The sequence below is a fragment of the Terrisporobacter muris genome, assembly GCF_024621905.1.
In the GTDB taxonomy this organism is placed as follows: Bacteria; Bacillota; Clostridia; order Peptostreptococcales; family Peptostreptococcaceae; genus Terrisporobacter; species Terrisporobacter muris.
The window spans coordinates 1-14,469 of record NZ_JANKBY010000064.1; the positions used below are offsets into that span (position 1 = coordinate 1).

At 29.4% G+C, this 14,469-nt stretch carries 14 protein-coding genes and 1 riboswitch; of the genes, 3 read left to right on the forward strand and 11 right to left on the reverse strand.

All coding sequences use genetic code 11. The features are described 5' to 3' along the window. The first annotated feature begins 170 nt into the window (after positions 1 to 170). Positions 171 to 611, forward strand: coding sequence for a hypothetical protein (locus NSA58_RS07190; RefSeq protein ID WP_052233127.1), 441 nt, complete (start codon positions 171 to 173; stop codon positions 609 to 611). A gap of 144 nt (positions 612 to 755) precedes the next feature. Here the strand turns inward: NSA58_RS07190 and metA are convergent, their stop codons facing one another. From metA to NSA58_RS07235, 9 genes are all read right to left on the reverse strand, one after another. Next, the gene (metA, locus tag NSA58_RS07195; RefSeq protein ID WP_039681021.1) at positions 756 to 1,673 is read right to left on the reverse strand and encodes a homoserine O-acetyltransferase MetA; all 918 of its coding nucleotides are present in this window, start codon (positions 1,671 to 1,673) and stop codon (positions 756 to 758) included. Between the two features lie 146 nt (positions 1,674 to 1,819). Next, positions 1,820 to 3,103, reverse strand: a complete 1,284-nt coding sequence (locus NSA58_RS07200; protein ID WP_257560327.1) for an Nramp family divalent metal transporter — start codon at positions 3,101 to 3,103, stop codon at positions 1,820 to 1,822. Between the two features lie 33 nt (positions 3,104 to 3,136). After that, positions 3,137 to 3,904: a LamB/YcsF family protein gene (locus NSA58_RS07205; RefSeq protein ID WP_039681022.1), complete on the reverse strand. Its 768-nt coding sequence runs from the start codon at positions 3,902 to 3,904 to the stop codon at positions 3,137 to 3,139. Between the two features lie 22 nt (positions 3,905 to 3,926). Then, positions 3,927 to 4,712, reverse strand: a complete 786-nt coding sequence (locus NSA58_RS07210) for a putative hydro-lyase (RefSeq protein WP_039681023.1) — start codon at positions 4,710 to 4,712, stop codon at positions 3,927 to 3,929. A gap of 17 nt (positions 4,713 to 4,729) precedes the next feature. After that, positions 4,730 to 6,070: an acetyl-CoA carboxylase biotin carboxylase subunit gene (locus NSA58_RS07215; RefSeq protein WP_039681024.1), complete on the reverse strand. Its 1,341-nt coding sequence runs from the start codon at positions 6,068 to 6,070 to the stop codon at positions 4,730 to 4,732. Between the two features lie 16 nt (positions 6,071 to 6,086). Next, the gene (accB, locus tag NSA58_RS07220) at positions 6,087 to 6,524 is read right to left on the reverse strand and encodes an acetyl-CoA carboxylase biotin carboxyl carrier protein (protein ID WP_039681025.1); all 438 of its coding nucleotides are present in this window, start codon (positions 6,522 to 6,524) and stop codon (positions 6,087 to 6,089) included. A gap of 25 nt (positions 6,525 to 6,549) precedes the next feature. Continuing rightward, on the reverse strand, positions 6,550 to 7,560 hold the full coding sequence (locus NSA58_RS07225) for a 5-oxoprolinase subunit C family protein (protein WP_074079158.1): 1,011 nt from the start codon (positions 7,558 to 7,560) through the stop codon (positions 6,550 to 6,552). Between the two features lie 2 nt (positions 7,561 to 7,562). Beyond that, on the reverse strand, positions 7,563 to 8,282 hold the full coding sequence (gene pxpB, locus NSA58_RS07230; protein WP_039681027.1) for a 5-oxoprolinase subunit PxpB: 720 nt from the start codon (positions 8,280 to 8,282) through the stop codon (positions 7,563 to 7,565). Between the two features lie 635 nt (positions 8,283 to 8,917). Further along, the gene (locus NSA58_RS07235) at positions 8,918 to 9,262 is read right to left on the reverse strand and encodes a response regulator transcription factor (protein WP_052233129.1); all 345 of its coding nucleotides are present in this window, start codon (positions 9,260 to 9,262) and stop codon (positions 8,918 to 8,920) included. 53 nt (positions 9,263 to 9,315) lie between these two features. Here NSA58_RS07235 and NSA58_RS20970 point away from each other — a divergent pair, with 53 nt between their 5' ends. After that, positions 9,316 to 9,525, forward strand: coding sequence for a hypothetical protein (locus NSA58_RS20970; RefSeq protein ID WP_408645580.1), 210 nt, complete (start codon positions 9,316 to 9,318; stop codon positions 9,523 to 9,525). A 560-nt stretch (positions 9,526 to 10,085) separates the two neighbouring features. Continuing rightward, positions 10,086 to 11,216, forward strand: a complete 1,131-nt coding sequence (locus NSA58_RS07240) for an AI-2E family transporter (protein ID WP_074079156.1) — start codon at positions 10,086 to 10,088, stop codon at positions 11,214 to 11,216. A gap of 53 nt (positions 11,217 to 11,269) precedes the next feature. Here NSA58_RS07240 and thiC read toward each other — a convergent pair whose 3' ends face one another. Then, complete coding sequence (gene thiC / locus NSA58_RS07245; protein WP_039681029.1) at positions 11,270 to 12,574, reverse strand: phosphomethylpyrimidine synthase ThiC; 1,305 nt, start codon at positions 12,572 to 12,574, stop codon at positions 11,270 to 11,272. A gap of 187 nt (positions 12,575 to 12,761) precedes the next feature. Further along, positions 12,762 to 12,862, reverse strand: a riboswitch (TPP riboswitch). A gap of 179 nt (positions 12,863 to 13,041) precedes the next feature. After that, positions 13,042 to 14,268, reverse strand: coding sequence for a serine/threonine transporter SstT (gene sstT, locus NSA58_RS07250; RefSeq protein ID WP_039681030.1), 1,227 nt, complete (start codon positions 14,266 to 14,268; stop codon positions 13,042 to 13,044). Between the last annotated feature and the right edge of the window lie 201 nt (positions 14,269 to 14,469).

A 14,469-nucleotide genomic window follows, 5' to 3' on the forward strand; every position in this document is an offset into this window, starting at 1 on the left:
CCTGCATATTTTGTACTAAAAAAATTTCAACTTTTCTACTTTTGTGAATGGATTTTAGCTCTTCATATAAAGATAATTTAAATTCTGTATTTATATTCAATTTTGCACCTCATCTTATTGATTTTGTAACCTTAAAATTATATCATATTACAAGGAGAGGTGAAATATATATGGAAAATCTAGAAACTGTAAAGCTTATGAGCTTATTAAATAATATAGATGATGAATCTAATTTGGATGATTTTATATCAAATACTTTAGATAATTCTAAAAATATAAGACTTTGCGAATACTTTGAAGAAGTATTTAGAGAAAAAAATTTAAGTAAAAGCACTGTTATTAAAAATGCTGATTTAGATAGAACTTATGGTTATGAAATTCTGAGAGGAGATAAAAAACCTAGCCGAGATAAAATTTTACAACTCTGCATAGGCGGTGACTTTACTTTAGCTGAAACAAATAAGGCTCTAAAAATAGGTAATTGTGGTGAGCTTTATCCCAAAATTATGAGAGACAGCGTTATAATATTTGGGATAAATAAAAATTTAAATATACTTCGTATTAATGAACTTCTATCTTCTTATAATGTTGCATTATTAGGATATGAATAATAATATTATTATTTACTAGGATAGACTATCAGTAATTTCATCTTCAAAATATAGTTTACTCTTGATGCTACAAATAAAAATAAAATACTTACAAATAAAAAAGTGTAGAAAAATCTACACTTTTTTATAATCATATATGAAAAGTTAATTTATTTCATCAATATTATATGGTGTATTTTGATATACACAATAATTTAACCAATTTCCAAATACTATATTGGCACTTTCTCTCCAAGTTACTAAAGGAGTAGTTTTATCATCATCATTTTCAAAATAATGTTTAGGTACGTCTATAGTTAGCCCTTTATCTAAATCCCTTAAATATTCTCCTTTTAAAGTTTCTCTATCATACTCTAAGTGACCGGTTATAAATATTTGTCTTCTACTTTTATTTGCCACAATAAATACTCCTGCTTCATCAGATTCTGATAATATATCTAATTCAGCAACCTTTTCTATGTCTTCTTTTTTAATTTCTGTATGTCTAGAGTGAGGTGCATAAAATATATCATTTAATCCTCTAGTTAAATTATCATGTTCAATATTATTTCTATGTTTAAATACTCCAAATAATTTCTTCTCTAATCCATATTTAGGAACATTATAATGATGATAAAGTGCAGCTTGTGCTCCCCAACATATATGAACTGTGGAGTAAACATGAGTTTTGGTCCAATCCATGATTTCCTTTAATTCACTCCAATAATCCACTTCTTCAAATTCCATCTGCTCAACTGGCGCTCCAGTAATAATAAGTCCATCAAATTTTTCATTTTTTACATCATCCACATATCTATAAAATTTTTCTAAATGTTCCAAAGGCGTATGATTTCCAGTATATGATTTCGTTTGAAGTAGGGTTATTTCAACTTGAAGTGGTGTGTTTGAAAGATATCTAAGAAGTTGATTTTCAGCTTGAATTTTTATTGGCATTAGATTCAATATCCCTATTTTAAGTGGTCTAATATCTTGATGATCCGCTCTTTCTATATTCATTACAAAAATATTCTCATTGGATAGTACATTGTATGCAGGTAACTGTGATGGTATTTTTATCGGCATTTATTTTCCCCCTTTTCATTTCCCTTTTTATCTATTTAGCATTAATTATAGCACAATAATATCTTTTGTTAATTAATAAAGCATACTAAAATATAAGGATAAGGTTTTATAATAAAACCTTATCCTTATATTAAGTAATATTAAATTTACATAAATAATCCTTTTACAGTTTCAGCAAATGATAATAATGAACGATAGCTTATAGCTAAAGTTACACATAATATACATAGTCCTAATACATTATTCCAAAGCTTATTCTTATATTCTCCTAAGTCCTTATGATTTAATACATATATTAAGAATATTGCGATAATTGGTAATATTATAGCATTTGCTGCTTGAGCAACTAATATAAGTTCTGTTGGACTTGCAGACATTCCAAGAGCACTAAGTACAATACCTACCCCAAGAACTATCATCCAAACTATCTTGAACTTCATACTTTTCATATCTTTTTCATATCCAAGAGCACCTGTTGTAGCAAACGCTGCTGAAAGTGGTGCTGTAATTGCAGAAGTAAAACCTGCTGCAAATAATCCTATACCAAAGAACCATTTAGCCCATGACCCAAGAAGTGGTTCTAGTTGCTGTGCCATAACTGCTCCACTATCTACTGCTACACCAGTTCCATGGAAAGATGCTGATGCTGAAATGATTACAGCCATAGATATAAGTCCACCAAGTCCTATCGATATAATTGTATCTATTCTTGCATTTTTTAGATCTTCTTTTTTAGTCCATCTTTCAGACACTGAAGATGCATGTAAAAATAAATTATAAGGAACTACTGTTGTCCCAATAAGACCTACTATAGTTAACCAGTCATTTGCTCCTGCACTTGGTACAAACATACCTTTTATTATTGCTCCTAAATCTGGTTTTGAAACTATGGCAGTAGTAAAGAATGTTACACTCATAACTAAAACTAATCCGATTAATATTTTTTCTATCTTTTTATAATTCCCTGACCAAAGTAATGCAAATGCAACTACACCTAGTAACGGTGCCCATATAGTATTTGGAACCTGTGGTATTAATGTTGAAAGTCCCATAGAACCACCAACTAAGTTACCTGTTTCATAAGCTATATTTCCTAAAAATATGGCAACTATTACAATTCCTACTGCTATTGTTTTTAATGTTTTACTAGAAATTTTTTCTCTAATATTTTCTCCTAAGCCTTTTTGCGTTATTATTCCAAGCCTTGCAGCCATCTCTTGGAATATAATTGTGGCAATTGTTGAAAATAACATTGCCCAAAGTAGAGTATATCCACTACTTGCACCTGATTTTGTACAAGTTGTTATTGTTCCTGGTCCTATAAATCCAGCTGCTATTAATGCCCCTGGACCTATGTTTTTTAATCTTTCTTTAAGTTTAGTTTCTTTTTTGACGATTGTTTCAATTGAACTATCTTTTAAAACTTCCATTTCCATTCCCCCTTCTAAATTTTTAAAATAAGATTATAAGACCTGAGATAATGGTTTTATCTCTATATTTTCTTCTTTTAATTTTTTATTTATTTTTTTTACAAACTCCAAAGCTTTTATTCCATCTCCATGAACACAAATAGAATCAGCTTTTATATATATTTTTTTTCCACTTATAGTTTTCACTTGTTTTTTTGTTATCATATCTATTACTCTGTTCATTGCTTCTTCTTCATCAGTTATTACAGCACCCTCTTTTTTTCGACTTACTAAAGAACCATCTTCTTCATAAGCTCTATCTGCAAAAACTTCATTTGCACATTTAAGACCTATCTCTTCTCCAGCTCTAACTAGCTCACTTCCACTTAATCCAAGCAATATTATTTTTTTGTCAAATTCATATATACCCTCACATATAGCTTTGGCTAAGCTATAGTCTTTAGCTGCCATATTATATAATGCTCCATGAGGTTTTACATGATTAAGCTTTACATTTTTACTTTTACAAAATCCATATAATGCCCCTATTTGGTATTTTGTATATGCTTTAGCTTCCTCTAAAGAAATATCCATATTTCTTCTACCAAACCCCATCAAATCTAAAAATCCTGGATGAGCTCCAATAGATACATTATTTCCCTTTGCTAATGCTACTGTTTTTTCCATAACAACTGGATCTGATGCATGAAAAGCACAAGCTATATTTACAGAAGAAACATATTTAATAACTTCTTCATCTAATCCTAATTTATATCTTCCGAAACTTTCCCCTAAGTCACAATTTAAGTCTACTCTATACATAACATCATCTCCCAAAATACTTCTATTCCTTTAAATCTTCATTTTTAATATCCGTAATTAACATATGTCCTGGTGAATGAGTTATAACTATCCTTGGCTTCACATTCATAACTACTGATTGAGGTGTTACACCACAAGGCCAAAATACTGGTACTTCACCATTTTTAATAGTTACACTATCTCCAAATTCAGGATTGTTAATATCTTCAATTCCAATTATCCCAGGGTCTCCAATATGGATTGGTGTTCCATGAACCTTTGGAAATTGCTCTGTTACTGTAACTGCTTTTATTATTTGCTCATAAGGAATAGGTCTCATACTTACCACCATATTTCCTTTAAATATTCCTGCTTCCTTGCATTCAATATTAGTTTTATACATAGGAACATTACAATTTTCACTAATATGCCTTACTTCAATATGATTTTTTATTAATTCTGATTCAAAAGAAAAACTACATCCTATTAAAAAACTAACAAAATCTTCTTGCCAAAATTTTTCTACGTCCTCATATTCTCCCCTTAATATCCCATTTTCATATACTCTATACTTTGGAATATCTTTTGCAATATCTACATCTTTTGCAATATATTTTAACTTTCTACTCCCTACGTCTGATACTTCTAAAATAGGACATGATTTTGGATTTCTTTGTGTAAACAATAGGAAGTCATAAGCTAAATCTTTAGGTAAGATTACTAGATTTGCCTGAGCATAACCACTACACATACCAGATGTTGGTTTTGTATACTTACCTTCTCTAATTATTTGTCTAACTTTAACTGGTGACTCCTTTGAGTAATCCATTTTTATTCCCCCCATTTTTATCCTAATAATTCCTCTATGAATCCTGTATTTGCTTTACCCTCTACATAAACTGGATTATTCACAATGGAATATTGAAAATTCACATTTGTTTTAATTCCTCCTACAACTAGTTCATCTAAAGCCATTTTCATTTTTTCTATAGCTTCTTTTCTATTACATCCGTGAACTATAATTTTACCTATCATAGAATCATAGTTCATGGGAATTTTGTATCCAGAATATACAAATGTATCAACTCTAACTCCATTTCCTCCCGGAAGATTAAGTGAAGTAATTTTTCCTGGACATGGTAAGAAATTATCAGCTGGATTTTCAGCATTTATTCTACATTCAATAGCATGTCCTTTTATTTCTATATCATCTTGTGTAAAAGATAATTTTTCACCATAAGCAATCTTTATCTGCTCTTTAATTAAATCTATTCCTGTAACCATTTCTGTTACTGGATGTTCCACTTGAATTCTAGTATTCATTTCAATAAAATAAAAATTAAAATCTTTATCCATTAAAAATTCAATTGTACCTGCATTTTCATAATTTACTGCTTTAGCCGCTCTAACTGCTATTTCCCCTAGTTTTTGTCTTATTTCACTACTTATTGCTGCTGAAGGTGACTCTTCTATCATTTTTTGATGATTTCTTTGTATGGAGCAATCTCTTTCTCCTAAATGAACCACATTTCCATGACTATCACCTAAAATTTGGACTTCTATATGTTTAGGATTTTTAATATATTTTTCCACATACATGGTATTATCATTAAAGGCATTTACTGACTCTATTTGAGCTAAATTAAATAATTTTTCAAAATCAGAATCTTCATCTACTATTCTCATACCCTTTCCTCCACCTCCAGAGGATGCTTTAACTATGACCGGATATCCTATTTCATCTGCAATTTTCTTACCATCTTCACTTTCAAATACTGGTTCTTTGCTTCCAGGAACTACAGGTACACCTGCCTCAATCATAGTATTTCTTGCTTTCGACTTGTTTCCCATTGAATCAATAATTTTACTATCTGGACCAATAAATTTAATATTATTTTCTTTGCATAAATCTACAAAATCACTTCTTTCAGATAAGAAACCAAAGCCTGGATGTATAGCCTCAGCTCCACTAATTAGAGCTGCTGAAATAATCTTTGTCATATCTAAATAACTTTCTCTTGAATTTCCTGGCCCAATACATACTTTTTCATCTGCTAAAACTGTGTGAAGTGAATTTTCATCTACTTGCGAATAAACTGCCACTGTCTTTATTCCTAAAGTTTTACAGGCTCTAATTATACGAACTGCTATCTCTCCTCTATTTGCAATTAATATCTTATTAAACATAACTATTCTCCCATAATTAAAGTACTTTTATTTTTACTAAATCCTGTCCATATTCAACAGTGTCATTATTATTAATTAAAATCTCCTCAACTATTCCATCATAGTTACATTTCACTTCATTCATAACTTTCATAACTTCAATGATTCCTATTACCTGATCTTTAGATACTTTATCCCCTACATTAATATAAACATCTTCTTCAGGTGATGGTGAAGTGTAAAAAGTTCCTATAAGCGGAGATTTAATGTACTCAAAATTATCTGGCTCTATTTTGTCAACTTTGTCTTTTATTTTTAAATCCCCATTATCATTTTGCGATGATTGCTGTATACATGTAACGTCTTCAGTTTTCTTTTCTATTTTTATTTTTGTATCTCCCTCTTTAAATGAAAACTTTGTAAGCTTAGATTTATCTATTGCATCAATTAATTCTAATATTTCTTTAAAATCCATAATAATGCCCCCTTATGCACATTTACTATTTAGTATTTAACAATTTCTCAATTTTCTTAGATGTATTTCTTGGATTTAATACTTCTATACATGGTCTGTTAATTTCTTTTTTAAGTTCTTTCATTTTCTCTATTTCATCTCTATAAATCTTCTGTGCTTTTTCTATAGATATTTCTTCAAATCTTATTTTGTCTCCAGTTTTACTTTGAGCTAACTTTTCTATATCTACAGAAATAACAGTTGCAATTTTTGTATATCCACCTGTTGTCTGTCTATCACTCAACATAATAATTGGCTTTCCATGGGAAGGTACTTGTATTGAGCCTAGAACTATTCCATCAGATATTATATCTGCCGAGCTCTTATGCTCTATTTCTGGACCATCTAGCCGACATCCCATCCTGTCAAATTCCTTTGTCACTTCATATTTTTCATTTAAAAATGTAATAATTCCTTTATTCGTAAAAGCATCATCTTGAGGCCCTAATATTACCCTCAAAACAATTTCTTGTTCTTCCCTCAACTTAAAATCTAATCTTCTAGATAAGTAATTTGTTAAATAAGTCTTTGGTGAAGAAAATTTAATAAAATCTCCTTCTTTTAAAGTTCTTCCTTTATATCCACCTAAAGAGCACTTCACATTCGTTGATTTACTACCCATTACTTTTTCAATCTCTAGTCCTCCGCAAAAAGCTATATATGCTCTAGCTCCTGTTTTTGCATTTTCAAAAGACAAAACGTCATCTTTATTAACAAATATAGCTTTGTACATTGATACTTCTTTTCCATTTAACTTTGGATTTAAATCTCCACCAGTTATAGCTATGAAATTTTCTTCAGTAAATTTTATTTTTGGTCCAATTAAAGTTATTTCAAGTCCAGCCTCATCTTCTTTATTGCCTACTAAAAGGTTTCCAATTGCTAAAGACCTTTTGTCCATAGCTCCGCATACAGAAAACCCCAAGTCCTGATATCCTATTCTTCCAAAATCTTGTACAGAAGTATATAGGCCAGATTGTTGTATTTTAATTCCCAACTCTATGCACTCCCTTCAACCACATTACATTTATATATTCCCTTGTCTACCAAGTCTTTTATTTTGTAATATTCTTTTTTATCTATTGGCCTAAATTTTATATAATCTCCTGCCTCATATAAAATCGGATTATTTCTATTTAAATCATATGGTTTTAGAGGTGTTCTACCTATAATCCTCCATCCTCCTGGGGATGCTAAAGGATAAATCCCTGTCTGTTTTCCACCAATTCCAACAGCTCCTGCTTCTAATTTTAATCTCGGATTATTTAATCTTGGTGTAACTAAACTTTCATCCATCCCTCCTAAGTATGCAAACCCTGGTAAAAATCCCAGCATATATATTAAGTATTCTTTTGCACTGTGTAACTTAATAATTTCGTCTTTTGATAATTTTGTATACTCACTTACAAAATCTAAATCTTCTCCAAATTCTTCATCATAACAAACTGGAATTTCTATAATCTTTCTTATTCCATTGTCTTCTACATCTATTGTTTTAAGTAGATTAGTTATTATATCTTTTACCTCACTAAAAAATAATTTTGCCGGGTCATAATAAATCAATAGCGCCTTAAATGATGGCACTGTTTCTACTATTCCATCTATATTTAATGATTTAATTTTTTTATTAAAAACTTTGATTTTATTATTAATTTCATAATTAATCTCTTCGCCAAATTCTAAAGATAAGGCTGAGTCTCCAACTGGTAAACATTTCATTATCCCACCTCCATTATGATTCATAATCAATGTCACATATCAAAACATACCTATATTTACCATATTCACCTTAGTATGAATTGTATCTCACAGCCTCTTTTTTTGCAACACTTTTTTTAAAACTTGCATAATATTCTTTAATCATCAATAGTATTTTTTCTTATCATATACGCAAACCTTAGTTTTTTAAGTATTTAAGATGTTTCATTTTATAATATTTTCATTTTATTTCCCGTATACTTTTGCATACACAGATTGTTTTCATTCATATATGTTACATTTCGAACATTTAATTTCATTTGTTTGAAAATTCCGTAATCTAATCATTTTGAATGATAATTCTATTTTTCTTCAAAATAAAACCATAGAATATCCAACCAATGGATTATTCTATGGTTTAATATACATTTATACCACTTCTTTTTTACGTGAATCAAGTTTGTAAACCACCTCTACATCTTCCTTTATATATATTTTTACGCAAAAATAATCAAACTTTATAACACACTAAATAAATCTAGTGTGCTATAAAATTTGGTCCTGCCTACACTATCAATAACATGTCAAATCAATTTATTATCCAGCTGTAACTATACAATATTGTTTTCTCTTTACAATATTAAGACGAAATTTTTTTATTTTTCTAATCTATAACCTACTTTAAATATAGTTTTTATTGAATTTTTCAAATCTAACTTTTCTCTAATTCGTTGAACATATCTATCTACAGTTCTAGTTTCTCCACCATACTCAAATCCCCATACTCTATCTAAAATCGGTTCTCTAAATAGAGCCATATTTTTATTTTGTAAAAATAATATTAATAAATCATATTCCTTTGAAGTTAAGTATACCTCTTTATCATTTACTTTAGCTTCTAATCCATATTCCACTGTAAACACTTCGTATAATACCAAAGATAAATTTATAGATATTAAATCTCTAATTACCGATTCATCTTCAACAACTAATATTCTCATTAGCTGACCTCCTTATTTGAATTACGTCTATAATTAGTTATAAATTTTCCATTATAATCAATGATAATAATAAATTTATTGTTATAACCATTTTTATTAATAAAAGTGCAAACTCTATAATTTGTTTTAACACCACAGTTACCACTCAAGTCATTTTTATACCAACTTATATTTCATTTATAGTCATCATTATTAATTCCACCTCTGTAGATATTGATATAAACTTGAGAGTTCTTACTATCCATATCCATATCAATATCTAATAAATTTTTTTAAATATAAGTATCAATTTTTATAGCCTCATTTCTATTAATCAAATTTATTTATTTTTTCTTCTACTTTTTTAGCATCATAAGTGTATTCTTTACCTTCTTCATTTGTTCATATATAGTTTATAACTTTTTCATGTTCTTTTTTCTTTATCTTTACTTTGTCTATACTTTCTTTTCATGCCCAGCCTCCACTGTTATTAATTTTCTTATACACTTATATTAATCGCGAGAGGTTTTGCTTTTTTATTTATGTTGTTTCAAAGTTGTAAAATTTGTAGTCTTTATACAAAAATATCTTTTATTGTAATAAAGTTCATAAAATAAATAATAAGCTTGATTATAAACATAAATTATTATATTATATTACTTAACAATATAAATTCCCGAAGGGGAGTAGCTTTCACATGTGTGATAATCAACCGTCATTACGGATAATATCCCGGTTGATTAGCAAGGTAAAACTTGTTAGCAAGACCTTCAGAAAAATATTCATTCCATACTCATGAATGTTTTTCTGAAGGTCTTTTTAATTATTTACGAAGGAGATTAATATGAAAAAATTTAAAGAAGAATTTATAAAGTCTGTAAGATATATAATACCTATATGCATTATATTTATAGGAATACTTGCACTCAAAAACTACAGCCATATAGCTAGTTTTTTTAGTAGTAATTTCACAGTACTTAACGATTTACTTGCACCATTTTTCATAGGTTTTATAATAGCATATATGCTTAATCAACCTATGAAAAAATTAGAGGAAAAGTTTAAGTTAAAAAGAGGAATTTCAATTTTAATTATTTATGGAGTAGCATTAATTATATTAGTATTTGCATGGTTATTTATTATTCCAGTTATAAAATCCAATATTGATGAACTAGTTCTTTCTATTCCAAATGGTATAGATCAAGCCCAGAATTTAATTAATAATATTTCATCACATTCTAAATTTGATATAAATAACCCTAATATCAAAAGTCAAATTAATGATTTTATTACCAAAGTTCTAGTTCCATTATCAACATTTACAGCGTCCACTGTAAGTAATTTTATTATCAATTTGATGAGTACCATAGTGTCTTACACTATAAATATTGTTCTTGGATTAGTTATATCAGTTTATCTACTTTTATCAAAAGAAAAATATATTAAAGTTGTAAGTTTATTTTTCAAAAAAATATTAAAACAACATTACTTTAAAGTTAAAGAGTTTATTAATATCTTAGATAATAATATTGGAATATATATAATGGCAAAAGCTATGGATTCTACTATTTACGGAATTATATGCACTATTGTTCTTGCATTAGTAGGTTCAAAATATGCTATATTTATAGGAATAATCGCAGGTATAACTAATATGATTCCTTTCTTCGGACCTATACTAGGTACTGTTATAGCTGTTGTTGCCAACTTATTCTTCTCTATCGATAAAGCTATCTTAGTTTTAGTAGTTATGATAGTTGTTCAACAATTAGAGAGCGCTATATTGGAGCCTCATTTTGTCGGAAAACAAGTTGGTGTCCCACCAATACTTACAATATTTGCTGTAACATTCGCCGGAAAATATACAGGATTTTTAGGTATACTATTAGCAGTACCAGTCACTGGAGTATTATTAGTTTATTTTAAAAGATATATTTATAATAAAAAAGAAGATAACTTATGTGATACTTTATAAAAGTAAAAAAACCTTAGAATATGTTTTATTAACTATTCTAAGGTCTTTTTTATTTAATCCATAATATCTACATCTTCACCTTTTAATATTTTATTAATATTTCTAACTGCACACATTTTCCCACACATTGTACATGTATCTTCATTCTCTGGTTTAGACTCTGCTCTATATCTTCTTGCTTTTTCACTATCTATAGCCAAATCAAACATCTTCTCCCAATCTAAATCCCTTCTTGCTTTACTCATTTCATTGTCCCAATCAGTAGCACCTTTAATACCCTTTGCTATATCAGCTGCATGAGCTGCTATTTTAGATGCAATTATTCCTTCTTTTACATCATCTACAGTAGGTAGTCTTAAATGTTCTGCAGGAGTTACATAGCATAAAAATGAAGCCCCATAAGTAGCTGCTATTGCGCCTCCTATAGCTGCCGTTATATGATCGTATCCTGGTGCCACATCAGTAACTAGTGGACCTAAAACATAAAAAGGTGCGCCTTTACAAACAGTTTCTTCTATTTCCATGTTAGCTTTTATTTGATTTAGTGGCATATGACCAGGACCTTCTATCATTACTTGTACATTTTTCTTCCAAGCACGAGTAGTTAATTCTCCAAGTGTAACCAGCTCTTCTATTTGAGATACATCTCCTGCATCTGCTATACTTCCTGGTCTACAAGCATCTCCTAAACTTATAGTTACATCGTACTTTGCACAAATATCTAGTATTTCATCATAATATTCATAGAAAGGATTTTCATTGCCTGTCAACTCCATCCATGCAAATATAATAGAACCGCCTCTAGATACTAGGTTAGTAAGCCTATTAGATTTTTTAAATCTTTCTACTGTATGTCTATTTACTCCACAATGAAGGGTCATAAAATCTACACCATCTTCTGCATGCATTCTAACAATATCTAGCCATTCTTTTGCAGTTATCTTTTTTAAAGGTTTGTTATAATAAACTACTGCATCATATATAGGAACTGTACCTATCATTGCTGGACACTCTTTTATTAACTTTCTTCTAAATGTTTGAGTATCTCCAAAAGAACTCAAATCCATTATCGCTTCAGCTCCTAGGTTAACTGCATTCATAACCTTTTCCATCTCAATATCTGTATCAAGACAATCTTTAGAAGTACCTAAATTCACATTAATTTTTGTTTTTAGTTTTTTTCCTATTCCATAAGGATTTAAAGAAGCATGATTTTTATTTGCTGGTATTACCACCTTCCCCTGTCCTACTAAATCAAGCAATTCTTTAACTTCCATATTTTCATACATTGCTACTCTTTTTATTTCTTCTGTTATTATTCCCTTTCTTGCTGCATCCATCTGTGTTGTGTAATTCATTTTATTCCCCTTTCATTTTAACCTTATAATATTTTATTTATTTGCAATAAAAAAATCTTCCTTACTTTGGCTATAGTTACTCAAAATAAGAAAGACTCTCTTAATATAAAAAGTCGTACAATAAATGTATGACCTTTAATCAAAATTAATAAATAATGTAATTAACAATAAAATGTTAACACAAAATATATACAATATTTCATCTCCCTACGTCGGCATTATCCAAACAGGTTCAACGGGTTTAGAATTAAAAATTCATTCTCAGCAATAGCTCCCCCAAATATTTTATTTTAACTTTATTTTAGCACTGTATTTTATCAAATTCAACATTATATATTTATTTTACAGCTATAACAAGTTATTTTATTTTAATCATAATACTTCTCCAAAAATAAAAACCATATTGAATTAACTATCAATATGGTTTTTTATATACTATTATTTTTATTAATTTAAGATTAAAATTATTAAGCAGCTTTTTGTTCAGCTTCTTTTCTTCTCTTTCCAAGTTCTGCAACTGCAGTGTAAAGAACGTCAGTTGAAGAGTTTAATGCAGTTTCAGCAGAGTCTTGTATAACCCCTACTATGAATCCAACACCAACTACTTGCATCGCTATTTCGTTTGGTATACCAAATAGTGAACAAGCAAGCGGTACTAGAAGTAATGATCCTCCAGCTACTCCTGATGCTCCACAAGCAGATACAGCCGATAATACTGATAATATTATTGCAGTTCCTATATCAACTTTTATTCCTAATGTATGAGCAGCAGCTAAAGCAAGAACAGATATTGTTATTGCAGCTCCACCCATGTTTATAGTTGCTCCTAAAGGTATAGATACTGAATAAGTATCCTCATCTAATCCTAAATCTTTACAAAGTTTCATGTTTACTGGTATATTTGCAGCAGAACTTCTTGTGAAGAATGCTGTAAGTCCAGATTCTCTTAGACATCTAAATACTAATGGATATGGATTTTTTCTTGTTGCCATAAATACTATTATTGGGTTAACAACTAAAGCAACAAATGCCATACACCCTAATAATACTCCTATTAATTTACCATAGCTTAATAATGATTCTATACCTGATGTTGCTATAGTATCAAATACTAACCCCATTATACCGAATGGTGCTAAGTTTATTACCCATCTTACAGCTTGAGATATTGCATCAGAAACATTTACTATAACTTCTTTAGTTGAGTTAGCAGCATTTTTAAGAGCTAAACCAAATACTACAGCCCAAGTTAATACTCCTATATAGTTAGCATTTGCTATTGCATGCACTGGGTTATCTACTACATTCATTAATAAAGTTTTTAATACTTCTCCAACTCCACTTGGTGGCGCCACACCTTCAGCTCCAGCAGTAAGAGTTAATGTTACTGGGAATAAGAAACTCCCCACAACAGCTACTATACCTGCTATTAATGTACCTACTAAGTATAGACCTACTATTGATTTTATGTTTGTTTTCTTTCCTTCTTTATGTTGGCATATAGCAGCCATAACTAAGAAGAAAACTAATATTGGAGCTACAGCTTTTAAAGCTCCTACGAATAATGATCCTAAAATTGCGATTGGTGCTAATTGCGTTGGCACTGTTAATGCAAACGTTATACCGATTACTAAACCGATAATGATTCTTTTTACTAAACTAATATTATTCCATTTGTTTACTAGATTTTTCATACTTTTTCCCCCATGTGTTTTTTCTTGAATTCATAATAACATTTTTCGACAACGTTTTCAAGGGAAAACCTTATTTTTTTGAAAAAGTTTTCCTAATTTTATAATTATAGTAAGTTTTAAAATTTAATTACAGCTTATATTAGTTTCACAACATCCTTCAATCCTTTATAATTACTAGCTCATATAATATCTTTAACTTTT